Annotated in this window: 23 protein-coding genes; 4 read left to right on the top strand and 19 right to left on the bottom strand. The window is 42.4% G+C overall.

Annotated elements, in window-relative coordinates; genetic code table 11:
- Window position 1: 1 nt before the first annotated feature.
- A complete protein-coding gene (locus AC1DVK_RS11555) occupies window positions 2-511 on the bottom strand; it encodes a DUF948 domain-containing protein (protein ID WP_477626529.1) in 510 nt (169 codons plus the stop codon).
- 226 nt (window positions 512-737) lie between these two features.
- Between AC1DVK_RS11555 and AC1DVK_RS11550 the strand changes: the two genes are divergently transcribed.
- Complete coding sequence (locus tag AC1DVK_RS11550) at window positions 738-1,850, top strand: aminopeptidase (protein WP_477626528.1); 1,113 nt, start codon at window positions 738-740, stop codon at window positions 1,848-1,850.
- A gap of 53 nt (window positions 1,851-1,903) precedes the next feature.
- On the opposite strand, the gene murC is transcribed toward AC1DVK_RS11550, so the two are convergent.
- The 5 genes from murC to AC1DVK_RS11525 all read right to left on the bottom strand — a co-directional run bounded on the left by murC (window position 1,904) and on the right by AC1DVK_RS11525 (window position 8,930).
- Window positions 1,904-3,208 (bottom strand): UDP-N-acetylmuramate--L-alanine ligase, encoded by a 1,305-nt coding sequence (murC, locus tag AC1DVK_RS11545; RefSeq protein WP_410863628.1) that lies wholly within the window; start codon window positions 3,206-3,208, stop codon window positions 1,904-1,906.
- A 285-nt stretch (window positions 3,209-3,493) separates the two neighbouring features.
- Window positions 3,494-6,310: a DNA translocase FtsK gene (locus AC1DVK_RS11540; RefSeq protein WP_477626527.1), complete on the bottom strand. Its 2,817-nt coding sequence runs from the start codon at window positions 6,308-6,310 to the stop codon at window positions 3,494-3,496.
- Between the two features lie 830 nt (window positions 6,311-7,140).
- A complete protein-coding gene (locus AC1DVK_RS11535) occupies window positions 7,141-7,947 on the bottom strand; it encodes a DUF1444 domain-containing protein (protein ID WP_061464418.1) in 807 nt (268 codons plus the stop codon).
- A gap of 50 nt (window positions 7,948-7,997) precedes the next feature.
- A complete protein-coding gene (locus AC1DVK_RS11530; protein WP_089363614.1) occupies window positions 7,998-8,309 on the bottom strand; it encodes a thioredoxin family protein in 312 nt (103 codons plus the stop codon).
- A gap of 114 nt (window positions 8,310-8,423) precedes the next feature.
- The gene (locus AC1DVK_RS11525; RefSeq protein WP_089363613.1) at window positions 8,424-8,930 is read right to left on the bottom strand and encodes a hypothetical protein; all 507 of its coding nucleotides are present in this window, start codon (window positions 8,928-8,930) and stop codon (window positions 8,424-8,426) included.
- A gap of 123 nt (window positions 8,931-9,053) precedes the next feature.
- On the opposite strand from AC1DVK_RS11525, the gene AC1DVK_RS11520 reads away from it, so the two are divergent.
- Complete coding sequence (locus tag AC1DVK_RS11520) at window positions 9,054-9,503, top strand: YtoQ family protein (RefSeq protein WP_089363612.1); 450 nt, start codon at window positions 9,054-9,056, stop codon at window positions 9,501-9,503.
- A 146-nt stretch (window positions 9,504-9,649) separates the two neighbouring features.
- On the opposite strand, the gene AC1DVK_RS11515 is transcribed toward AC1DVK_RS11520, so the two are convergent.
- From AC1DVK_RS11515 to AC1DVK_RS11505, 3 genes are all read right to left on the bottom strand, one after another.
- On the bottom strand, window positions 9,650-10,519 hold the full coding sequence (locus AC1DVK_RS11515) for an AraC family transcriptional regulator (protein WP_089363611.1): 870 nt from the start codon (window positions 10,517-10,519) through the stop codon (window positions 9,650-9,652).
- A gap of 142 nt (window positions 10,520-10,661) precedes the next feature.
- Window positions 10,662-11,183 (bottom strand): DUF84 family protein, encoded by a 522-nt coding sequence (locus tag AC1DVK_RS11510; RefSeq protein WP_410863632.1) that lies wholly within the window; start codon window positions 11,181-11,183, stop codon window positions 10,662-10,664.
- 82 nt (window positions 11,184-11,265) lie between these two features.
- Window positions 11,266-12,339, bottom strand: coding sequence for a M42 family metallopeptidase (locus tag AC1DVK_RS11505; protein ID WP_410863633.1), 1,074 nt, complete (start codon window positions 12,337-12,339; stop codon window positions 11,266-11,268).
- A gap of 182 nt (window positions 12,340-12,521) precedes the next feature.
- Here AC1DVK_RS11505 and AC1DVK_RS11500 point away from each other — a divergent pair, with 182 nt between their 5' ends.
- Window positions 12,522-12,839: a PepSY domain-containing protein gene (locus AC1DVK_RS11500; RefSeq protein WP_125160196.1), complete on the top strand. Its 318-nt coding sequence runs from the start codon at window positions 12,522-12,524 to the stop codon at window positions 12,837-12,839.
- Between the two features lie 48 nt (window positions 12,840-12,887).
- Here AC1DVK_RS11500 and AC1DVK_RS11495 read toward each other — a convergent pair whose 3' ends face one another.
- Window positions 12,888-13,733, bottom strand: a complete 846-nt coding sequence (locus AC1DVK_RS11495; protein ID WP_061464426.1) for a YtnP family quorum-quenching lactonase — start codon at window positions 13,731-13,733, stop codon at window positions 12,888-12,890.
- 261 nt (window positions 13,734-13,994) lie between these two features.
- The gene (gene trmB / locus AC1DVK_RS11490; RefSeq protein WP_061464427.1) at window positions 13,995-14,633 is read right to left on the bottom strand and encodes a tRNA (guanosine(46)-N7)-methyltransferase TrmB; all 639 of its coding nucleotides are present in this window, start codon (window positions 14,631-14,633) and stop codon (window positions 13,995-13,997) included.
- A gap of 253 nt (window positions 14,634-14,886) precedes the next feature.
- Here trmB and AC1DVK_RS11485 point away from each other — a divergent pair, with 253 nt between their 5' ends.
- Complete coding sequence (locus AC1DVK_RS11485; protein ID WP_089363608.1) at window positions 14,887-15,162, top strand: YtzH-like family protein; 276 nt, start codon at window positions 14,887-14,889, stop codon at window positions 15,160-15,162.
- On the opposite strand, the gene AC1DVK_RS11480 is transcribed toward AC1DVK_RS11485, so the two are convergent.
- The 8 genes from AC1DVK_RS11480 to pepV all read right to left on the bottom strand — a co-directional run bounded on the left by AC1DVK_RS11480 (window position 15,163) and on the right by pepV (window position 22,834).
- Window positions 15,163-15,945, bottom strand: a complete 783-nt coding sequence (locus tag AC1DVK_RS11480) for a phosphotransferase family protein (RefSeq protein WP_284470002.1) — start codon at window positions 15,943-15,945, stop codon at window positions 15,163-15,165.
- A 291-nt stretch (window positions 15,946-16,236) separates the two neighbouring features.
- Window positions 16,237-16,359, bottom strand: a complete 123-nt coding sequence (locus AC1DVK_RS11475; protein WP_284149540.1) for a hypothetical protein — start codon at window positions 16,357-16,359, stop codon at window positions 16,237-16,239.
- Between the two features lie 153 nt (window positions 16,360-16,512).
- Window positions 16,513-16,692, bottom strand: a complete 180-nt coding sequence (locus AC1DVK_RS11470) for a hypothetical protein (protein ID WP_477626526.1) — start codon at window positions 16,690-16,692, stop codon at window positions 16,513-16,515.
- Between the two features lie 440 nt (window positions 16,693-17,132).
- Entirely contained in the window at window positions 17,133-18,140 is a 1,008-nt protein-coding gene (locus tag AC1DVK_RS11465; RefSeq protein WP_477626525.1) for an NERD domain-containing protein, read from the bottom strand.
- Between the two features lie 21 nt (window positions 18,141-18,161).
- Window positions 18,162-18,761, bottom strand: coding sequence for an RNA 2',3'-cyclic phosphodiesterase (gene thpR / locus AC1DVK_RS11460; RefSeq protein WP_477626524.1), 600 nt, complete (start codon window positions 18,759-18,761; stop codon window positions 18,162-18,164).
- Window positions 18,762-19,015: 254 nt separating this feature from the next.
- Window positions 19,016-20,254, bottom strand: coding sequence for an Nramp family divalent metal transporter (locus AC1DVK_RS11455; RefSeq protein WP_089363605.1), 1,239 nt, complete (start codon window positions 20,252-20,254; stop codon window positions 19,016-19,018).
- A 291-nt stretch (window positions 20,255-20,545) separates the two neighbouring features.
- Entirely contained in the window at window positions 20,546-21,400 is an 855-nt protein-coding gene (dat, locus tag AC1DVK_RS11450) for a D-amino-acid transaminase (RefSeq protein WP_477626523.1), read from the bottom strand.
- A gap of 21 nt (window positions 21,401-21,421) precedes the next feature.
- Window positions 21,422-22,834 (bottom strand): dipeptidase PepV, encoded by a 1,413-nt coding sequence (pepV, locus tag AC1DVK_RS11445; protein WP_477626522.1) that lies wholly within the window; start codon window positions 22,832-22,834, stop codon window positions 21,422-21,424.
- Window positions 22,835-22,969 lie beyond the last annotated feature (135 nt).

Here is a 22,969-nt window from a genome sequence, read left to right as displayed (position 1 = left end):
TTTATGATCTAGAACGTAAAAACCTTTTTTTAGGCAGGTTATCGGTTTCCAGTGCTTCCCTTTCTAATTCCGCACTTTCAGTTGGGGTTGGGACAGCCTGTTTGCTTCTAGTCTTCCATTTATCCCTAATCTCTAAAGCTACATTACTCCATTGTACAATCTGTGAGATTCGTTCTTGATTATTATCAATCTCAGCCTGCACTTTATGGGAAACCTTTTGGATGGAAGAATTAAAGCTTGAGATGGATGTACCTACATCCTTCACAGCATCCACCACCGTGTTCAGGTTTTCTGACTTTTGCTGCAAATCTTCAGCCAACGTATTCGTTTTATGTAATAACTGGGTAGTTTCGAGCGTTATGCCCTGCATTTGGCTCTCTAGTCCTGTCAGCGTCCGGGCCACACTGTCCAGGGTTGTTTGAAGCGATGTCAGTACCTTTGTCAGGAAAATAACAAGGACCAAAAAGGCTATCGCTGCAACAGCAGCACTTACGTATAAAATAATCTCCATTGGAACACCTCCGAAAAATCGACTTATTTAGTAGCTGTTAGATATTAATTACCCCTTCCCTATTATTATAAACGTATTTATTTTTTCAATATACCCCATCAAACCCTAATCTGGAAATATTGTTGTCTGCATCCAGTTCCTCCATGAAATTCATCGGGTGACACTTATGGCTGGAAATCGGGTATGATAGAATGATAAGTCGAATTTAAACAATGGAGGTATTTTTATGAAAGATCCCAGAATTGAAACATTGGCTAAAAATTTAATCAATTATTCCGTGAAGCTTCAAAAAGGTGAAAGAATCTTGATCGAAAACTTTGGATTGCAGCGTGAACTTGTTAACGCCCTTGTGAATGAAGCCTATGCAGCTGGTGGTTACCCATTCGTCCTTTTAAAGGATCACCAAGTCGATCGTGCCTTGTTGATGGGTGCCAAAGAAGAACAGTACAAGATGATGGGTGAGTTTGAAGCAAACGTAATGAACCAGATGGATGCCTATATCGGGCTTCGTGCCGGGGATAATATCAATGAACAATCCGATGTCCCTCCAGAGAAGATGGCGATTCATGGACAGACAGTCGGTAAAGTACATAGAAATATCCGCGTGCCAAAAACAAAATGGGTCGTACTTCGCTACCCGACAAATTCCATGGCCCAATTAGCCAAAATGAGCACTGAAGCATTTGAAGACTTTTATTTCGAAGTCTGCAACCTCGACTATGGCAAAATGAGCGTAGCAATGGACAGTCTTGTCGAATTGATGGATAAAACGGATAAGGTCCGCTTAACCGGGCCCGGAACGGATCTAACCTTCTCCATCAAAGACATTAAAGCCATCAAATGTGCAGGTGAGCTGAACATTCCTGACGGTGAAGTATATACGGCTCCTGTTAAAGATTCCATCAATGGAGTGATTTCGTATAATACTCCGTCCCCTTATCAGGGCTTTACTTTTGAAAACGTGAAGTTAACATTCAAGGATGGAAAAATCGTTGAAGCGGCTGCGAATGATACGGATCGCATCAACAAAATTTTTGATACTGATGAAGGCGCACGATATGTCGGTGAATTTGCAATTGGTGTAAATCCTTATATTCTACACCCGATGCAAGATATCCTCTTTGATGAAAAAATTGATGGAAGTTTTCATTTCACTCCCGGACAATGCTATGATGATGCCTTTAACGGAAACCATTCAGACATTCACTGGGACCTAGTCAACATTCAACGCCCAGAATACGGCGGAGGGGAAATCCATTTTGATGACGTCTTGATACGTAAGGACGGGCGCTTCGTTTTACCCGAACTGGAAAATTTAAATCCAGAAAATTTAAAATAACAAAAATCCCAATAAAAAAACGACCGACCCGTGCTAACGGATCGGTCGTTTTTTTATTTTACCTGCAGTGAATGCTCGTAGGCTGCTTGGAACTTCTGAATGTCCCCCGCACCCATGAATAACACGACACTGTTTTCATGCTTTTGCAATATTGCAGTTGTGTTCTCCGTTATCAGCTCGGCACCTGGAATTTTATCTTGAAGGTCCTCAATCGACAACTTCCCTTGATGTTCACGGGCAGATCCAAAAATTTCACATAAGTATACTTTGTCGGCCAAATTCAAACTGTCGGCAAATTCATCCAGGAATGCCTGCGTTCTAGAGAAAGTATGCGGTTGGAATACCGCAACAACCTCACGCTCTGGATATTTTTGACGAGCAGAGTCAACAGTTGCCGAAATTTCAGTCGGATGATGCGCATAATCATCAATGATGATCTGGCTTCCGATTTCCTTTTCGGAGAACCTGCGTTTAACTCCGCCAAAAGTCCGCAATTGGGCTTTCACAGCTTCTTTATCCAAGTTTTCATATTTACAAAGTGCAATGACACCAAGTGCGTTCAACACATTATGCTTTCCAAAGGTAGGAATAGTGAATGTATCATAGTAATTGTTCCTTACGTGCACATCAAAAGTGGTGCCATCCGGAGTGACGGAAACATTTTTCGCTTGGAAATCATTTCCTTCTGCAAATCCGTAAAAAATAACTGGTACTTTAGCCTGAATATGTGGTAAATGCTCATCATCCCCGCACGCAAAAATGCCTTTGTTGACTTGAAGGGCCATCGTTTGGAAAGCCTCGAACACGTCTTCGACATTGGCGTAATAATCAGGATGGTCAAAATCGATATTCGTCATGATTGCATAATCCGGATAATATGAAAGGAAATGACGGCGATATTCACATGCTTCGAATACGAAGTAATCAGAATTCACGATTCCTTTACCCGTTCCATCCCCAATCAAAAAGGATGTCGGTTTAGGCCCGCCCATTACATGGGCCAGTAAGCCGGTCGTCGATGTTTTACCATGCGCTCCCGTAACCGCCACGCTGATAAAGTTTTTCATGAAATCACCTAGGAAACGGTGATAACGGATGATCGGCAAACCAAGTTCCTTTGCCTTCATGATTTCCGGATGACTATCCGGAAACGCATTTCCTGCAATGATGGTCATTCCAGGTTGAATATTTTCCTCGTTAAAAGGAAGGATTTTAATCCCGGCTTTTTCTAATGCCAATTGTGTAAAAAATTCTTTTTCGTAGTCGGAACCCTGCACTTCAATATTCATATCATGCAGTATTTGTGCAAGAGCACTCATACCCGACCCTTTAATTCCCACAAAATGGTAAGCAGTCATAAAGCGAACCTCCACCAATCGTCTACCTGTATGACAGTATATGACGTCATCTTTTATTTGTTTTTTCATTACGAGACTTGTTAGAAACGCAATTTCTTCATAGTTTTTCATGCTTATATTTTCAATCATTCATCAACAAAAAACTATTATATCACTTTTTTATTCATTCATCCATGTCAGGGAGGTTCCAATTTATAAAATCATTGGCTTTTGCCTCAATTAACGTGATAATAACAAGGTTTTCACCCTTTTACATTATATACAATTTCCTTTTAATAGGTTCTCTTAATTAACATGTAAAAATTCCAGTTCTTCTTCCGTAATCAAAACATCCCTGGGCCTTGAGCCCCTGGATTCAGAAACGACTCCTTGCTGCTCCATCATTTCTATTAAACGCGCTGCACGGTTGTAACCGACACGGAAGCGCCTTTGGACACTCGATGCAGATGCAGCCTGTTGGCTCACGACAAATTCACATGCCTCGAAAAATAGTTCATCCGCTTCTTCCGTGACCTGGGCCCTGTTCAACAAGTCTTCCTGTTCAAACAGATATTTAGGCTGCTGCTCCAGTTTGACATGGTTGACAACTTGATCGATTTCTTCATCACTTACAAAAGTCCCTTGCAGGCGAACCGTTTTTGAAGAGCCGTTTTCAGCAAATAACATATCGCCTCTTCCCAACAGTTTTTCCGCACCTCCGCTATCGATGATCGTACGGGAGTCGACTTGTGAAGAAACCGAAAAAGCGATCCTTGTCGGGATATTTGCCTTGATCAATCCAGTTATGACATCGACAGACGGTCTCTGAGTGGCTACAATCAAATGAATGCCACAGGCCCGGGCCTTTTGAGCAATCCGGCAAATCGCTTCCTCTACATCAGCCGGGGACATCATCATTAGATCCGCAAGCTCATCGATGATCACTAGGATATAAGGCAGCTTGCTTGAAAATTGACCGGCTTTTTCCGCTTGGTCATTAAAGCGGGTGATATCACGTACACCGGCATGTACAAACAATTCATAACGCCGTTCCATTTCCTCTACCGCCCATTTAAGCGCGGCCGTAGCCGCTTTTACATCGGTTATGACTGGACTGACCAAATGCGGGATTCGATTATATGGGGCAAGTTCGACCATTTTGGGATCGATCAACAGCAATTTCAACTCCTGCGGCGTCGCTTTATACAGCAAGCTTACCAGCATGGTGTTGATACAGACACTTTTCCCCGATCCCGTTTGCCCGGCTATCAATCCATGCGGCATCTTCCTCAAATCCGTGATTATCGGCTGACCGGATATATCTAGACCCAAAGCCACAGCAAGCGGTGATTCATGCTCTTGAAACTCATTACTTTCCAAAACCTCCCGCAAAAATACCGGCTTGCTTTTCCTGTTCGGAATCTCGATCCCAATTGTATGTTTACCCGGTATAGGCGCTTCCATCCGCATATCCTGAGCGGCAAGGCTTAATTTGATGTCATCCATCAGGTTCGTCACTTTATTCACCTTCACACCGGGTTCCGGATGCACCTCGAATCGGGTTACTGCCGGTCCTTGAGTGACATTGACGACCTTAGCACGGACATTGAAGTTTTTCAAGGTCTCATCAAGTAATAAAGTCTGTTCTTCGAGCCACTCATCATCATGCACAGCATAAGTGGGAGGTGTCAGCAACTCGATATTCGGAAACACATAGTATGGATTATCATCGGCTTCAACGGAACCAAACACTTCCGGGGTATCGCTCTGCCAACCTTCTGCTGAAGCCCCTGTATTATCAGCTTCTTGATTCCCATTTTCAGAAATGTGATGTCCCTGTTCAAATGTAGGCTTAAAGACAGGAGTCGAACCGATATTGGATTCAGCTGTTTTGTCAGGCACTGCGACCGTTACGTTGCCATATTCAGTATCCACTAAGGTTGAGGGTTCTTGAATGACCGGAGTCTCCTCCTTCGACATTACTTTGCCATCCTCCGGTTTCCGTTCAGGAATGGAGGATGGTTTCGCTTGTCCTGCCTCCGTTTCATCAGCATTGATCAGAGATCGCTTATCAGGTGAAACGATTACCCTTTCGGCATTAGGGCTTTTTTTTTCCGGCAGCATTTTATTCATGAACTCATTTTTTTCCCGGTCTTGCTTAAGCATCATCACATTAAATGGGATATGTTTTTTCGGACGATTAGGCTGTTTTTCCGGTTTTGCCTCTGATGGATCACTTTCTGGATGGATCCCGTGACTTACAGGTGGTTGAGTCGATTGTACCGGGACCGATATAGCTTCAGCCGGCTTGTCCATGATGGATACAGCGACTTCGCGTCCAAAATCAATTGGGTCCTGTTCATAAGACTCTTTTTCTTCCGCATGCTCATCTATAACAGGCTCACTTACCGCTTCTTCAGGTCGTGCCTCAATGGACTTCTTACGAAAGAAAGCGGGTATCTCCGCCCCTTCCCTTTTTTTTTCCGCTTGCTCTTGTACAAGAACAGATGGTTTTATCGTCAATTCCTCAAAGGCTTTAGGGGTTTCAGGGATGGATCCTGGAATCTCAATATCGGGTTTTTCTTTATTAAGGACGGGCAATTTGCTTTCTAATTCATATTCGACAATTCCTTCAGAAGGGACTATCTTTTTTTCCGGACGACGGAACCCATAAATGGGTGAAGGGATTTCCGTTGGGCGGAATGGAGTATTTGAAGGGACTATTTTCGAGTTTTCCTCCCGATCTAAGCTTCTCCGTTTTGTTTCGGGATCCCTAACAGGCCTTCTCGTTTCTTTGGTCACATTCCCCTGCTCTTGTTCGTGATTTTCCCGGTTTCTTTCCCTAGGCTTTCTTTTTTTCTGCTCCCGGTCAGGAATGAGCGGAAACTTGAACTGTCCTTTGGGATATTGAAACAGGATTTTCGTATCCGGATCTGGAGTCTGTGACATTTTTTCCACTGTTTGATTGTAAACTTTTATTTCTTCTTTCTTTGACTTCGGCAGCTTCGAAAAATCCATATTTCTTAATGTCTCTTCATCAAGCGGTTCATCTATAATAATTTCTTCGATTTCAATAATTTCCTCTGCTTGGAACCATTTTTTCATCTTATTTAGCCATTTCAAACGTATCACTCTTTCTACATCTGTAGTTATGTAACTAATTCTACCAGTTATTTTTAAAATATCGAGAAAATTTAAGCTAAATTGGGATTTGTATCTGCTTTTTTATCGAATTCTTTACTAACTCTACCTATTCCGCAGAACTCCTATCCTATTAAACCCCTTGTGGAATGAGTTTAAACCTATCCATTGTGAAATACCCTCAGCCTCTAGTCTACTATTAAAATAAAACACCGCTGTTAAATCACCTTTACAATGAGATTAAGTTTACATGCAAACCGGGTGGAGACTGGTCAAATCATTGCATCATCCTTCATGGAACCTCCGGTGGCATCCAAACTGCCGAAGCCTATAAAACACCGTTCGTTAATACTGAACGGTGTTTTGTGGGTTCCAACGTTTTTTTGCAAAAAAAGACCAATGGTACTATTCCCATTCATAAAAGCTGCTTACAACCTGCGCCACTAATTTGGAAGCGATCAAAGGGCATCTTCATCAATATCGAATTTAGGATGGTAATTGAATTATGCCTTCTCCATCCCTTTCGGTTTACAGCCGATGTAAAAGAAGCAGCCTGGAATCTTTTCTGCATAATACGAAAAATCTTCTGAACCTGAGAAAATCGGAAATTCCTAACCTTCTTAAGATCTTTGTCATTCATGCTTTCCGGGCTATTTTTCACGAAACAAGCCAGTTCAGGGTCCTTGTTGGAAAATGCTTCACTTTCTTTTAGTTCAACTCTATTAAACTTGTATATACTTCTCCATAAAAAACAGGACCGCTGCCAAGCTGGAGTTTTCCATGCTGACACGGTCCTTATGTTTTGCAAGATATTATAGTTCACGCTTTTTATTTTTACCCAAAATGAAGATGGGCTCCAGCTCATTTTCTTCATAAAGGAAAGATAGAGCCGTTATCGGTACATGACCGCTGGCAAAGAAGCTCATGGCCATTTGCGCAAGAATATCATAACCCGTATCATTCTTCACATCGGCAATGATGATGACATCCTGATGCGGAATCGCCACGGCCATGGTTCCCTCGACCTTATCCTTCATTTCCCGGAGCCAGGATTCATTTAGGATTCTGCTGGCATCATATCCGTCATTCGTGTTCAAAAAATAAAATGCATTACCTGCAACGATATCCGACTTCATTTCAGTTGAGAGGGAACGGGCATTGAAAAGGGCAATTTCACGGATCCTGTCACCCTGCCAATTTTCCCGTTGAAGCATCTTTTCATCTATAAGGCGGTAGGTCTTCCCTAAATCAAGGGCATAGAAAATCCGGGTTTCAGCCGTATGATCATCGAATAAAAATGGATTTCCGTCTTCCGATTCCATAGGAAAGGAGGTTGAGCGGATGACTGGGAAAATGGATTTCTCCTTGCCTTCCATGCTGTGATCTTCCCCCATTACATTCAGGGCCTCTTCCACATAATAGGTAATTTCATCGATGGCTTTTTCCTGTACGTTTTCATAGTTAGCAAGTACAGGAGGCAACTCAATGGTGATCCCCTTCCCGGTCTTCACATTTTCCACACGTAACGTATCTTGCTTGCTATCGAATTTGAAAGTGCGATTAACATCTTTTAAACGTTCCTTCAAGATATTTTTCAGCTTCGTGCTGTCCATTTTCATGATTGACCCTCCTCTTCATTGAAAAATCCCCTGCGAGAAGGGGAAATTGATTATAGTGATTGAATGAATTCCTCAATTTGTTCTTGTGTTTTTCGGTCCCTGCTCACGAATCTACCTAGCTCTTTGCCATTATCATAAGCGATGAAACTTGGTATACCGAATACATCATTAGCTGCACACACATCGATGAATTCATCACGGTCCACATGAATGAACGTAAAATCAGGAAATTTCGTTTCAATCTCCGGGATTATCGGTTCGATTACACGGCAATCTCCACACCATGCTGCTGAAAAAAGAAAAATATGTTTGCCTTCATTTTTTAATGTATCAAATTGCTCAATAGTTTGTAAATTTTCCATTTGAATATTCCTCCTGCTCTAAATGACAGTTTATATAATCCCATCATACCAGACTCTCCCCGAATCAACCATTAATATGGATCGGTTGAATGGCCGGAAAGTTCGGGGTGCATTTTATTTTTGGGGCACAGATGAAACGACTTGCATCATTTGTTTCGCATCGGTTTTTAAGTGGTCTTTATCCGTTTCGGTTGTCAGCTTGACCGCACCGATCCCCACCGCAAGCTCATACTTTTCCTTCGATGCCTCTTTTATCGAGATAAAGCCGAATTTTTCATCATTTTGAAAAGAATGCAGCACTAAATATTGATCCCCCTGCAACTTTGTTGCCAAAAATAATACGGAGCTGTCTTCCTTTTCATTTGGATTGACAAATAATATATAGGCCTTATCACCTTTTTGTAAAATCAAATTATTTTCATGTTCTTCTACTACATTGAAATCCTTTGGCAGATAGACCTGAATAAGCCCTGCCTCGATATTGGGCTGTTTTTCATCGTCACGAAAAGCCACTTCAGCAGCCTTCATCGCCTTTTCGGTTTGTCTCTCGATGCCTGAGCAACCAACAAGCAAACTGCTAATTAACACGAAAACAAGAAATTTTTCATTCGATAAAGCCATCGTCATTCCTCCAGCCTTCTCTTGTACTCACTTATGGATACTATTATCCTTATTTATGGAATTCATCCATTTTCTAAAAAACATGATACAATGAAAGCAATTTAAATACCGAGGAGGAAAACTATGAAATTAACCGTGTATCTTGCCGGGGAGATTCATTCGAATTGGAGAAGTGAGTTGAGAGATAAGGCCGCTGCCTTGAAGCTTCCCTTAGAATTTGTCGGTCCGATGGAAAACCATGAACGCTCCGATAATGTTGGTGAAGATATTCTCGGAGAACAGCCGAACCCTATTCTGAAGGATGCCGCCGCTTCCCAAATCAATAATTTGCGGACAGGTCTTATGATGAAAAAAGCTGATCTTGTCGTCGCTCTGTTTGGCGAGAAATATAAACAGTGGAATACTGCCATGGACGCTACCACCGCCGTTTCCCTGGGTAAACCGCTTATTTTGATTCGCTCAGAATCCCATCATCATGCCTTAAAGGAATTATCGGAAAAGGCGAGTGTCACGGTCGAATCCGTGAACCAAGCCATGAAGGTGCTCTCTTATATTTTTGAAGATGGGCGGTAATTCTTCCTGGCCAAGAGCTTGACCCCCTATGTGGGTGGATTGATTGATAACGAGAAAAGGTCTATACCTAAATAAAAAGCTTGTAGGGAAAGTGAGATGAGCCTAATCTCCCTACAAGCGAAAAACAATATTTTATGAGTTAAAACTTATCCCTTTCTAATGGGAATCCAAATTTCTGAATAATAATCAGGATTTGATGCGTCATCATTCGCATATACTTCCAATTCAGGTGTCCCGGCATGTTCATAACCGCTGGTAGGGAACCATTCGGAAAAAATTTGCTTCCAGGCTTTTTGAATGGCATCCGGCATTGGCCCGTGAACTTCAAATACAACCCATTTGGAAGCCGGTATCGTAAGTGTTGAAAACTCTTCAGGCACTTTCCCGGTATACTCTGCACCTATCCAATAATCCATTGTTTCATTTTTTTCCACTGCCCGCTTATCGACACATACACCAATCAAGCCATCTATTTGGCCATTATTCAACTTCCCTAACCTATCGCTGGTTCCATCCGCATTCACTTTATCCCACAACATCGGAATCCCAACCAAATTTTCTTCATTAACCAAGGAAAACTCTTGCTTGATTCCAATCAATTGAAAGGAATCCCTTTCGAGGATATTGTATTTCATCGGTTTTGCCCCTTTCAAAATCACCTGTATCACCAGGCGTTCATAGAATTTCAGCTTCCCCATATACTTTCGGGCTTCACTTGGAGATACTCCATGCTGCCTTCGAAAAGCTTTTGAGAATGCCTCGGGAGTGTCATAGCCATACTTGTAGGCTAAATCAATGACCTTGCCATTTGTGGATGAAATCTCCTGGGCCGCTAATGTCAACCTTCGACGCCGGATATATTCACCAATCGAAATATCCGTTAAAATGGTGAATGTCCTTTGAAAATGAAAAGCTGATGCATTCGCTTGCCTGGAAATGCTCTCGATTGTCAGATCCTCCAATAAGTGCTCCTCGATATACCCGATCGCCTTCTGGATTGATTCAACCCACCCCATTCCGCTTCACCCCTTGTCATTTATACTAGCAACCCCGCTCATTAAAATCCTGTCAGATCCTGCTCTGTTTTGGCAGTATTCTTTTTTCATGATTCGAACCCGCATTCGCCGATCCGAAGTATGCATTCTGTCATGACATGATTCAAAAATCCTCTTTTTTCACTTTCAGCTTATACTCGTGTTGACCGGCAAGCATCCTCATGATATGAAGGAACATTTCCCCCCTGGTGATTCGCTCATTTGTAAACACGCCGATCGCCCCTTCCTTTTTACTAATATTCTCTTGCTTTGTGAAGGCGTCCATCACCGGGCCCAACTCTTGACCGCCCAGCAGCTTCTCAGCAACAATTTTGGGTAGTGGGATTCTCGCTCCGCCAGCTACAAAGACCTTACCGTCTCTCGTGGCCATCGCACCCCAATTACACAGAAATAGGCCCTGTTCCATTTTCACGACACCGCCTTCAAGTCCGATACCGATTTCAGCATCACTGTGAATTAAGCAATTCCGGGCACGTGTCATTGCCCCATCCAACGTTTCCTCATCTGAAAATGGCTGGTCCGAGACCCCGCTTTCCACTTGAAGCGAAATGATTTCAGCTTCTACATATACATCAAGCACTGCCTTTACTTTCGCCGGGTTTTTACTGCCTACTGCTATTTTCAATATACTTACCTTCCTTCTATGTAAAAAAAAGCTGCTGGAAAAGGATACATGACAGCATCCCTTTCCATTTCAGCTTCCTCCATCAACCGTTATTTATCAAAGTCTCAAATGTCGATTTATCGCAGGAACGAACCAATTTCCCAATCAGTTCACGTGCAGCGGCATAATCATCAATATGAATCATGGATGCATGTGTATGAATATAGCGGGCGCAAATACCAATCACCCCGCTTGGAATTCCTTCATTTGCAATATGGACCTGCCCTGCATCCGTGCCTCCTTGGGAAACGAAATATTGATACGGAATATCATTCGATTCTGCCGTATCAAGGATGAATTCCCTCATGCCGCGATGCGTAACCATCGAACGATCAAAAATGCGGAGTAGTGCCCCTTTCCCTAGCTGGCCAAATTCACTTTTACTGCCGGACATATCATTCGCCGGACTTGCATCTAAAGCGAAGAAAAGATCCGGTTTGATCATATGAGCTGCAGTCTGCGCACCCCGTAATCCCACTTCCTCCTGCACGGTTGCTCCGGAATATAAGATATTCGGTAATGTTTCATCTTTTAAATCTTTTAACAATTCGATTGCAAGTCCGCACCCGTAACGATTATCCCACGCTTTTGCAAGGATTTTTTTCTCATTGGCCATCGGCGTGAAAGGACAAATCGGTACAATCTGCTGACCGGGCTTAATACCGATTCGCTTCACGTCTTCCTTATCATCCGCCCCGATATCAATCAGCATATTTTTGATATCCATCGGTTTTGAGCGTTGCGAATCATCAAGCAAATGAGGAGGAATCGAACCGATTACACCAATGACCGGGCCGTTATCTGTAATGATTTCGACTCTTTGGGCCAAAAGCACTTGACTCCACCAGCCTCCAAGGGTCTGAAAACGAATCATTCCATTTTCCGTTACGGAAGTGACCATGAAGCCCACCTCATCCATATGCCCGGCAACCAGGACAGTCGGCCCTTCTTCATTCCCTCTTTTTAAGCCAAATATTCCGCCAAGGCGGTCTTGGACGACTTCATCCGAATACTTTTCCAGCTCACTCCTCATGAAACTCCGAACTGCATGTTCATTTCCCGAGGCTCCTGGTAATTCCGTCAATGTTTTAAATAGTTCTAAAGTCTCATGATTCATTTTTTTACCCCTAACCTATGTATTGTATTGTTACTTACTATTTTACAGAACTTAGCTTCATGTTACACTAGAAAGTTCTAATTTATCAGTTAATGGTTAAAATTTCAAATTATTAGTCAAATAATGTGTTCTTCTGTATACTAGTGGGAGTGGTTTTAAAAAATGCTATGGAGGAGAAATAAATGAATTGGAAAACGTTTTTACTAGGTACTGCAGCCGGGTTTGCCGCTGGCTATGCAACAAAACAAATATTGGATCAATCAAGTAAACCTTCTCCGGATAAAGTCTTGGCCCAAGTGAAGGAAACAGTCAAAAAGGATGGAAATATATATGGCTCATGGATCTTGATGAAGCCGGAAAACTATACAAAAAATGATTTGGACTATGAAGTGTACAAAGGCGGGATCACTAGAAACACAGAGGGACAACGCGAGCAATTCGAATTTATTGCAGATGCCTCTACAGGAACGATATTGGAACTTAATGCACAAAATGATTGATACAAAAAGGAGGGCAGTCAAAATGACGTCCTCCTTTTGCTTTCCCGCTTACCGTTTCCGTTTCAATTCGGCTATTATATCCTTACCCGTTACATCCCACTTGATGGCACAATAGTGGGCATCATGGTAAAAGCTGTACCAGGACCCATTTTCGAGTCCGGATTTCATCCATTTTTCCTTCGCCTCGATGGAAGTCATAGGATAGTCGTCATAAGCGAGGACCCAGAGGACATTCGCATGCGCGTGCGTCGGCATGATATCTGCCATGTGGATCAATCTATCCCCGCCATCTTCAATGATGATGATTGCATGTCCATCACTATGACCTCCAGTATGGACCATTTTAATGCCGTCCGTAATTTCTTGCTCCCCTTCAAAAGGACGAATAAGAGAAGCGACCGCCTCCCAGTTTTCTGCCCAATATGTACTTTTTGAACGAATATTCGGGTTTTGCATTTCTTTCCATTCAGTTTGGGTTGTAATAATTTCTGCACGCTCGAAAACAGGAACCCAATTTTCACCTTTACGTTTCGTTAAACCGCAGGCATGGTCGAAATGTAGATGCGTCATTAAAATGTAATCGATATCATTTGGCTGAATCCCAAGTCTGCCAAGATCTTCAACAAGATTGGATTCCTCCGTCACCCCAAAATTCCGTCTTTGCTTGTCATTCATCTTTCCATTACCAATACCGGAATCTATAAGCATGTTCAATCCATTTGCCTGCACTAAAATCGGATCAGTACGTAACTCGATTTGGTTATTTTCGTTAACAGGATACTTCTTGGCCCAAAGCGGTTTCGGTACAACACCGAACATCGCGCCACCATCCAAGTGAGTTACACCGCCATTCAACCATGTTAATTTAATTTCCCCTATTTGCATCGTTTCCATTTTACCCCTCCTCTTCCTTTAGTTTAACACCCGCTTCCAGATATTGAAATTGATAACAATCCATCTCGTTCACGTAAATCCAGGAAATCCATAGTAGGACGATAATGGTGGATACATTTCAATATAATCTCTCTTGAGTTTCCTTGACATCCTTGATGATTAACAGCATTAATCCTGTCTTTTACATAAGGGAGATATGAACATTTTTTGATTTTAACAAACTAAAAACCAGATGCTGTGCACCTGGTTTCTGAACGATGATTATTGGAACATTGCTTCCAATCGGTATATCCGGTTGCCTTTACTCGAGAACTTTTCTTCATATTCAGTCATGATATTCCCTTCAAAACTGCTGTTATGCAGATCAAGGCTTACATATTTCAAGAGCATGCCGTATTCGGAAATACTCTTCAAGGAAGATTCGAATAACCCTTGGTTATCCGTCTTGAAATGAATCTCGCCATTGTCTGGCAGGATTCCTTCATATACTTCGAGGAATGTCTTATACGTTAACCGACGTTTTGCATGGCGTGATTTTGGCCATGGATCAGAGAAATTCAAGTAGACGCGATCCACGTCACCTTTTGCAAAATATTCGCCTAAGTTCGCTGCGTCAACATTCAACAGCTTTAAATTCGGAACTTCTGCTTCAATCAGCAAGTCCAGTGCAGCTACAATGACGCTTCTATATACTTCAATTCCAATGAAATTCACATCAGGATGGGCTTTTGCCATTTCTGTAATGAAACGGCCTTTCCCCGTACCCACTTCAATATATAACGGATTATCGTTACCAAAAACTTCATGCCATTTACCTTTATGGCTCACTGGCTGATGAATCACATATTGTGGAAAATCATTCAAACGGTCTTCAGCCCAAGGTTTATTTCTTAAACGCATGATGACACCCCTATTTATAATATAATCGTTCAAACCATAACACGAGTGGATGGATTCCTGCAAGTTGATTTTTTTAGTAAAAAGCCTGCATGCACCCACTGAACAAATAAAAAAACTGCCGGCCATCCAGGCGACAGTCTCTGTAGTTTTCATGTATAAAACTTTCCGCAAAACACACCATAAATAAGTGAAGGGCAGGCGAGAACCACCTGGGAATCCCTAGAATCCATATTTAAGAAAGGAGAGGTATTAAATGCCGATTTCCCATGAACATCAAATGTCACTATTAAAAGATATATTAACCAATCATCAAAAAGACTGCTGCGGATCCGTTGCTGAATGTGAACAGGTTGAAAGGCTCGTCAAATCCTTAATGATCAACATGGATATTGACAGCAATGTGAAAACGATACTGACAGAGATTTACGAATACAGTCAGACAGGCATCGGTACCGCCGATTTGGATGCACATATATCAACCCACCAGAACGACTTGTCCCAGTGGGTGGATGATATAGATCAATTCTGATCAGTCAACCATCAATAATGCTTCAAGTTTTTGCAGTAGTTCATTTCTTTCCTCGTACCGCTTTCTACGATGATGCCATTGGATGGAAAGCACAAGTTGTGAAACCGTGTGCCATTTCATCCTCATCTCCAGGCCTGCGTCAAGCTTCTTGCCATAGCGGGCAAGCCATTGATTCCATTCTTCCCTTGGGACATATGAATACAGGAGTATGCCGAGGTCAATGGCCGGATCGCCAATGACCGCTCCGTCCCAATCAATCAGGAACAATCCGTCGGTTTCGGTCATGAGCCAATTATTATGGTTCACATCACAATGACAGACGACTTTTTCGTCGCATTCAATCAACAGGAGATTGTTCTGTAAAAAATGGATGGCTTCCTTGATAATCGGAATATCCGTAACATCCGAAGTTAACCCGGTTTCTATGTCTGTAAGTATACTTTCAGGTCGTAAAGGGGATTTCCCAAGCCTTTTGAGCATGCTTAACAAAGGATTGGATTGATGAATTTTTTGAAGCAGCTTTGCGACTCTTATATTGTTCATTTCCTGCTGAGATAGCTCCCTGCCTTCCATCCAATGCTGGGCCGTAATTACATCCCCATTTTCCAGGCGTTTTGTCCACATTAACTTTGGAACAATGCCCTCAGCTGAAAGAACAGCTAAAAATGGCGATGAATTTCGTTTAAGGAAGAGCTTCTGCCCTTCTTTCTCGGCAATAAAGGCTTCTCCCGTAGCTCCTCCAGCAGGGGATATATCCCACTCCTGACCTAATAAATGTTCCAACTGGTTCACCTTCGATTTCCTCGCTTAATCATACAAATATGGGTACGTTCACCTAGTGTATGTAATACCACTACTTTGAGTCCATGTTTAATAAAAAATCCGCCTGCTGGCGAAGCTGCATATATACGTGCATCGGGATGATACCCGCAATTAAAAACATCCTCATTTAGAGAAATAAAAAAATAGCTATTGAGCAATTAAACAATAGCCATAAATTAAATTTTAGTTGAAAAACGGTTTCTTCGTCAAGTACTATAGAACGATTATACGCATAAAACAAAAACAAATAAATCATTTCATATTTTTGCATGGAATATCATCCTTGAACATGAAGCGGATTTTCTCTTTCAGAACCACTGCAGCTGCTTCATCCATTCCAACAATTTCCCCATCAGACTGGATTTTTACTGACATGTGATTCCTCATTGTTATCATTTTACCAGAAAAAGAATCAACATTTTTAATATTTAGGTGAAATGAATACGGTCAATAATTTCAACCATGTAATATCATGGACCGCAATCACATTCAACCTGACATCATCCAGCTTTGACATCGTTGAAATTTTCATTCTACCGCCAAAGTATGGCTGGCTCGCAATGACAATGAACCATACTGTTTCAAAAGCTGCCGATTTTCATCAATGAGCAACTCCATACCGCTGGGCTGATAAGAAAATAACTTTTTTATAAAAATGAACAGATAAATAAATTTACCCGCTCTGACAAAATTAAACCATTTTTTCAAAAGGGAACGGCCCCTTCAGCGGAAACTTCAGCATCAATTCCCATGCCAAGGCTATTCATAAAATAACCAACCTTATCATTCGACTCGAACTGTCTATTGGCAACTGCACTAAATCGTTATCCTAAAATAAAGGAAGGCCTTCTTCCACACTCTCAGTTTTTTGAATGCCCCTTACATAATCATTGCCAGACCCTGCCGCACGGGAGCCGATGATCGCATGAGAAAACCAATTGCGCCTTTTATCATTTCATTAATGGTTGATCTCCCCCAGCAGCGATCATCCGGGTTTCCTGATTTGTCCCTTATAGTATTTGCTTCGTCAATCTTAGCGTTGCCTCTTTTCCCTTGTAAAAAACACCTCATAGGGAACAGCTTTTGATTTCAGTATTTCCTCGGCTTTCTACACGGCCATTGGATTGACAATGTAACACAGCGTGTCATTAAGGGGCGGCATGTTCATTTCCCTCTGTTTGGTTATATTCGGCATCCCATTCAGGTCGCAGGCTGGATGTAGTTTGGCAATATTCCAGCAATGCCTGTGCGCCTTTTAACTGCTGTGCCTTAAGAGGAGATGATATATTCCGCAGCCTATCAAACCAATCCGGGAAGGTCCGTTTATCCAATATCGTAATATCGTTAGGAGCTTTGGGATAATCCACATATCCATTCCGGGATAGAATCACCTTCTTAATCGGCACGTTCACTTCATAAAGCTCAAATAACTGGGAGACGATGTTCCCCATCCGATTTGCGCCCAGCAGAGGGTTGAGCACTTTTTTATCAGGATGCTTATGATGCCTGCGGACCCAGAACCGATCACTCCCACCGATGAAAGCAGCGTCTTCCTCGGCCTCCAGAAAAGTGATGCACCAAGCGTCAACTGGGGTCAATAAAATGACATCGACTTCAACAGGAGCATTTTTCAATAGAAAAATTGGTTTATATAATACAAGAAACGTATCCGGAAAACGCTGCAGAAAAAAGCGGAGCCTTTCATCCAAAAAGAATGATTGGTCCACAAATGACTTTTCTCGAAGCGTCGAACTTCCCCATTTCATTTGGAAGCGGAGCAATTGATTTAAAAAATTCTGCTTTAATTCATCCAGACTGGCCGGACGGAACGGAAACTTTAATGAAAATACATTCGTATTTTCAACATGGTTCTGTATTGCCAACTCTTCCGCCTCTGCCTCCTGTTTATCTGCCCTGTGGAATATGCCTTTCACCCTTTTAAACAGGCCCTTTGACCCTTCCTGTGAAGTATCAATCTTGACTTGTGTTCCACTTTCAGCATACTCGCTATACAACCGATCTAGCTCACCCGCATTATAAGCAGCCTTCAATGTATCCCATTGCTGTTTTTTCAACCGTGCAAATTGTGTTGGATATCGATAAATATCCTGCTCATACCGGGAAATATAATCCTGCATCTTTATGAGCTGTGCCATACAGCCACCACCCCTCTCACTCTATTTTTCAAGGGGTATCGTGAAAATCTTCTCGTATGACGGCGAGGCTCCAAGATGTGTTTGATATAACGCAACCTGGTCAGCTTCAAAATGCTTATCCTCCAAATTCGCCATCCGCCGGACGCTCTCCAACGAAAAGGGACTTTCCCCCTCAAATTTTCTTGCCAGGGTTATATGAGGCTTAAACGGCTTTTTATCAAGTTCAAAACCGGCCTCGATACATGAATTATAAATTTTTCTTTGAATGGTAAAAAGCCTATCTTGCTGGTTGACACCTGCCCATAGAATCCTTGGACTCTCACTCTTGCCAAAACCGCCGATATCGCCGAGTCTCAAACCAAATGAGGCCTCATTAGCAAGCTTGCTCTCCACACGCTCCAAAGCGTCCTTTTTCAATGGATCGGGGGCATTGCCCAAAAATGCCATCGTAATATGATAATCGGCTGGATGCAGCCATTTCTTAAATGGAAAGTCTGACCTCAGCTGTTCCGTAACAGCATTTAAATAAGACTTAATATCATCAGGTAATACTAAAGCAAAGAAAAAATGAGTATTCATGGTCACAAACATCCCTTCCTGTTTTCCCATTAATTTTACCATAATCCCCATTACCTATACTTTCATGGACTTCCTTATAAATATTCCCTCCATCAAAAAAAGACTGGAATCCCTGCCTTCCATACTGTGAACGAAGCTATAGAGGAAGTAATCCTTCAGAGGGATTGTTCATAATAGTTTGGGGCGGATTATTGCAAGGAAGGACGGATTAACCAAAAAAACTGCACCTCCAATTGTTAGATGTTGTCTAACAATTGGTGTGCAGTCAAAATGTTCCTTATCTGCCTCTTCTCCTTTTAGCTGAACAGCGTTTCGTAAAGAAGGAACAAATTCAGTCCGATGATGAGTACAGCTATGAGCCATGCAGTGCTTGAGGTGATTTTGTGATTGACCAGGTTGCCCATGATCTTTTTATTGCTTGTGAACATGATCAATGGCACTAAGGCAAACGCGATGCCAAACGAGAGTACAACTTGACTCATCACAAGTGCTTTAGATGGATTCACTCCCCATAATATTATCAGCAGAGGCGGGACCGTCGATATGGCCCTTCTCAAATAGATCGGTATTTGTCTTTTAATGAATCCCTGCATGACTACATCACCTGTCAATACACCAACGGATGAGCTGGATAAACCGGCAAATAATAAGCCTATTCCAAAGAGCATCGCGACAGAGGGTCCAAGCATGGCACCGAATTGTTGATAGGCAACATCCAAATCCTCTACAAGTATTCCATTCTTATGAAATAGGGCAGCTGAAACAATGACCATTGCGGCATTGATCCCACCTGCAATCAACATGGCAATGATAATATCAATTAACTCAAAACGAAAAATTCTTTTTCTTTCGAAATCGTTTTTACCGACAATTCTCTTCTGAGTTAAAGAGGAATGAAGGTAAATCGCATGTGGCATAACGGTAGCTCCAAGCATACCTGCCGATAGTAAAATACTGTCCACTCCCTCGAATTTTGGAGTGAAGAGTCCTAAGACAACGGATGAAGTGTCAGGTTTCGCATAAAAAACTTGAGCACCAAAGGCAATCACCACAACAAATATCATGACCGTGATCAAGGCTTCGAATGTCCGATAACCTCTACGCTGGATTTCCAAAATGGCAAAAGAACCAATCGCTGCAATAATGGCCGATGTGATGAGCGGTAAGTCAAATAGCAAATAAATTCCCAGTGCCGCTCCTATGAATTCAGCTAAGTCCGTTGCCATTATGACTGCTTCGGCTTGAATCCATAATAAGAATGATGTCTTTTTCGAAAATTTCTCCCTGCATAACTCAGGTAGGTTCTTTCCTGTCGCTATCCCCAATTTAGCGGATAGTGATTGAATCAGCACAGCCATTAAATTAGATGCGAAGATAACCCATAATAATGTATAGCCATATTTAGATCCGGCAGTAATATTGGTAGCATAATTCCCTGGATCAATATAGGCCACAGCTGCTATAAAGGCCGGCCCTAGATAAGGAAGCAGTTGTTTGATCCCTCTCGAGGAAGATTGATGCAATACATCGGACATTTCTATTTCAGCTCCTTTTTACACGCAACTTAAATTGTTGCAATGGGTAAACTTTTTAGGTTATTAGCAATTATATTCCTGGATCTTGAAAATGTCAAAAAAATTTTTTTACATGAATTTAACTGCATGAGGTGGATGTTTTTAACGTGAACGAAGGGGTGTAAAAAGAGGTTCGGATACTTCTGACTAGAAGTCAGGCAATTGCACGATAAAAATCTTTCATGTCCGGCTTTAAAGTAGAAGCATTTTAAAAAAATCCCCTTGCCAGTTTCGGCAAAGGGGGGTTTGTATCTATTTAACCGAACCGCATTGCCTCTCGATTTCCTCGGAAAACAGTTTTTGAATTCTTTGGGTTATCGGACCGGGTTCCCCGGCTGCAATCGATTGGCCATCGATATTTATAATTGGTGTCACTTCGACGCTTGTGCTCGTATAAAGGACTTCATCGGCTGCCATCATGTCCTCGACAGTGAAGGTCTCTTCGACATAGGGAATTCCATGTTCAGCGCAAAGTTTCAGCATCACCTGACGGGTAATTCCATTCAGGATCAAGTTGGTGGCCGGATGCGTTTTAAGTAGTCCATCCACCACGATTGAGACATTTGACGAACTTCCCTCCGTAACCGTGCCATCTCGATGCTGGATCGCTTCATCACAGCCAGCTTCAACCGCTTGCTGTTTAGCCATTATATTACCAAGCAGATTTAGACTCTTAATATTACAGCGCAGCCAGCGTATATCGTCGGTGGTAACAGCCTTGACCCCTGGCTTCATTTTTCCTGTATAAGGCGTTTCCTTCGTATAGGCTACAAAGACCGGTTCCACCTCATCAGTTGGAAATGAGTGTGTTCGCGGAGATACGCCCCTTGTCAGCTGCATATAGACGATACCGTCCTTCAGTTGATCTTCAGCGATCAGCTCTTCCATGCGGGTTTTGATTTCCGTTACAGTAAAGGGAACTTTCATCTGAATCAACTTCGCACTGTCCATCAGCCGGTTTAGATGCATGTCTCCCGCAAATAATTCGCCATTATAAACCCGGATGACTTCATAGACGCCATCACCGAATTGATATCCCCGATCTTCAATGTCAACCTGTACTTCGGACCTGCTTTTAAGGTCGCCGTTAAAAATGATTTTTCCCATGTCTTTCTCCTTCTCAGCCTTTTATTTAGCCAATTCATGAATGGCACGTGCATAAATGGACGTGGCCTTTAGCATATCTTCAATATCAATATATTCATCTTTTTGATGCGCAATATCTTCGCTGCCAGGGAAAAGTGGGCCGAATGCAACACCTTCTTTCAATGAACGGGCGTAGGTGCCGCCGCCAATCGAAAGAAGCTCAGCTTTATCACCTGTCTCCGCTTCATAAACTTGCTGCAACGTCTTAATCAAGAAGCTTTCACTGCTCACATAATGTGGAGTAGAATGCGAATTGGTCTTCACTTTCAAATTATATGCCGCAAGCCTCTCTTCCAATGCCGCCTTTTCCTGTTCCCACTCAAACGTCACTGGATAGCGCATACTGAACCCAATCGAGCTGTCCCTTTGTTTAGAATAATTGAAAACGCCGGCATTGACCGTCAATTCTCCTGTTTGCTCATCCGAATAAGCCACACCTAAATTATTTCCACGGGAATCTTCAAACAAACGATCCTTGATGAAAGTGAAGTAAGCTTTTGCATGCGGATCAAGAGTGAGACCAGCTAAAAAGTCGGCTAAATGCAGACCTGCATTTATTCCATTTTTCGGTTCCATCGCATGTGCCGAGACACCATTCATTTCAAGGAGAACTTGATTTTTTTGCGGAACGGCCTGGCCCTTCAATGAGTATTTTTGCAAATAAGCCTTATAGTTTGCCACTACTTCAACTGGATTAGCCGCTTCCACAGTCGCCGTAGCAAAATCCGGTACCATATTCGTCCTTCGGCCTGAAGAAAATTCCATAACATTCACGTTTGAGCTCGTACCATTTCCTGCATCGGCAGGTTGGATAACCGAGAAATCCCAAATTCCCTTTTCCGCACTGATGATCGGGAAGTCAGCATCTGGTGCGAAGCCCATCGATGGCATTTCCTCAACTTCAAAGTACCGGTCAACGCAGCGCCAGTTCGATTCTTCATCCGTTCCAATGATCATCCTTACACGTTTGTTCAAAGGTTTTCCTAGCTCCCTGACCAGCTTCATTGCATGATAGGCAGCCATCGTCGGTCCTTTATCATCGATTGCCCCACGAGCATATATGCGGCCATTACGGATTTCAGCGCCAAACGGATCCGAACTCCATCCATCTCCTTCAGGTACCACGTCGACATGGCATAAAATACCGATTAACTCCTCGCCTTCACCCATTTCAATATGGCCAGCGACATTATCGACATTTTTCACAGTAAAACCGTCTTTTTCGCCTAATTTAAGCATGTAATCAAGCGCTTCCTTGACCCCTTTACCGAATGGGGCCTCCTCTGTCGGATGCTCTTCATCCAATACACTTTTTATTTTCAATAAGTTTTGTGTGTCCAGCAATAGGTCCATTTTCCGTTTTTCAACTTCTTCTCGCCAATTCAATTCACTCAAAATACGTCAACTCCTCTTTTATATATATTTTACATTTTATCACTTTTCCTATCTGATTCGCCAAGCGTAGCTATCTTTTCTTCGTATTCCCGTTTTATTGCGAATGTCAAACTACCGATAAATTCCCCTTATTAT

It is taken from the genome of Peribacillus sp. P4_B1, assembly GCF_056402395.1.
Note: the sequence above shows the minus strand (reverse complement) of the source record. Positions and strands in the feature narration are given on the sequence as shown.

Excerpts from the sequence above, each read along its gene's own strand:
- thpR (WP_477626524.1), bottom strand. The coding sequence starts at position 18,761 with ATGGTAAAATTAATGGGAAAACAGGAAGGGATGTTTGTGACCATGAAT.
- AC1DVK_RS11515 (WP_089363611.1), bottom strand. The coding sequence starts at position 10,519 with ATGGGGTGGGTTGAATCAATCCAGAAGGCGATCGGGTATATCGAGGAG.
- trmB (WP_061464427.1), bottom strand. The coding sequence starts at position 14,633 with ATGCGTTTAAGAAATAAACCTTGGGCTGAAGACCGTTTGAATGATTTT.
- AC1DVK_RS11535 (WP_061464418.1), bottom strand. The coding sequence starts at position 7,947 with ATGAAAATGGACAGCACGAAGCTGAAAAATATCTTGAAGGAACGTTTA.
- AC1DVK_RS11555 (WP_477626529.1), bottom strand. The coding sequence starts at position 511 with ATGGAGATTATTTTATACGTAAGTGCTGCTGTTGCAGCGATAGCCTTT.
- AC1DVK_RS11500 (WP_125160196.1), top strand. The coding sequence starts at position 12,522 with ATGAATTGGAAAACGTTTTTACTAGGTACTGCAGCCGGGTTTGCCGCT.
- AC1DVK_RS11455 (WP_089363605.1), bottom strand. The coding sequence starts at position 20,254 with ATGTCCGATGTATTGCATCAATCTTCCTCGAGAGGGATCAAACAACTG.
- AC1DVK_RS11475 (WP_284149540.1), bottom strand. The coding sequence starts at position 16,359 with ATGTCAGTAAAAATCCAGTCTGATGGGGAAATTGTTGGAATGGATGAA.
- AC1DVK_RS11550 (WP_477626528.1), top strand. The coding sequence starts at position 738 with ATGAAAGATCCCAGAATTGAAACATTGGCTAAAAATTTAATCAATTAT.
- AC1DVK_RS11505 (WP_410863633.1), bottom strand. The coding sequence starts at position 12,339 with ATGAATCATGAGACTTTAGAACTATTTAAAACATTGACGGAATTACCA.
- AC1DVK_RS11525 (WP_089363613.1), bottom strand. The coding sequence starts at position 8,930 with ATGGCTTTATCGAATGAAAAATTTCTTGTTTTCGTGTTAATTAGCAGT.
- dat (WP_477626523.1), bottom strand. The coding sequence starts at position 21,400 with ATGGGAAAAATCATTTTTAACGGCGACCTTAAAAGCAGGTCCGAAGTA.
- AC1DVK_RS11485 (WP_089363608.1), top strand. The coding sequence starts at position 14,887 with ATGCCGATTTCCCATGAACATCAAATGTCACTATTAAAAGATATATTA.
- AC1DVK_RS11495 (WP_061464426.1), bottom strand. The coding sequence starts at position 13,733 with ATGGAAACGATGCAAATAGGGGAAATTAAATTAACATGGTTGAATGGC.
- AC1DVK_RS11520 (WP_089363612.1), top strand. The coding sequence starts at position 9,054 with ATGAAATTAACCGTGTATCTTGCCGGGGAGATTCATTCGAATTGGAGA.
- AC1DVK_RS11530 (WP_089363614.1), bottom strand. The coding sequence starts at position 8,309 with ATGGAAAATTTACAAACTATTGAGCAATTTGATACATTAAAAAATGAA.
- AC1DVK_RS11465 (WP_477626525.1), bottom strand. The coding sequence starts at position 18,140 with ATGGCACAGCTCATAAAGATGCAGGATTATATTTCCCGGTATGAGCAG.
- murC (WP_410863628.1), bottom strand. The coding sequence starts at position 3,208 with ATGACTGCTTACCATTTTGTGGGAATTAAAGGGTCGGGTATGAGTGCT.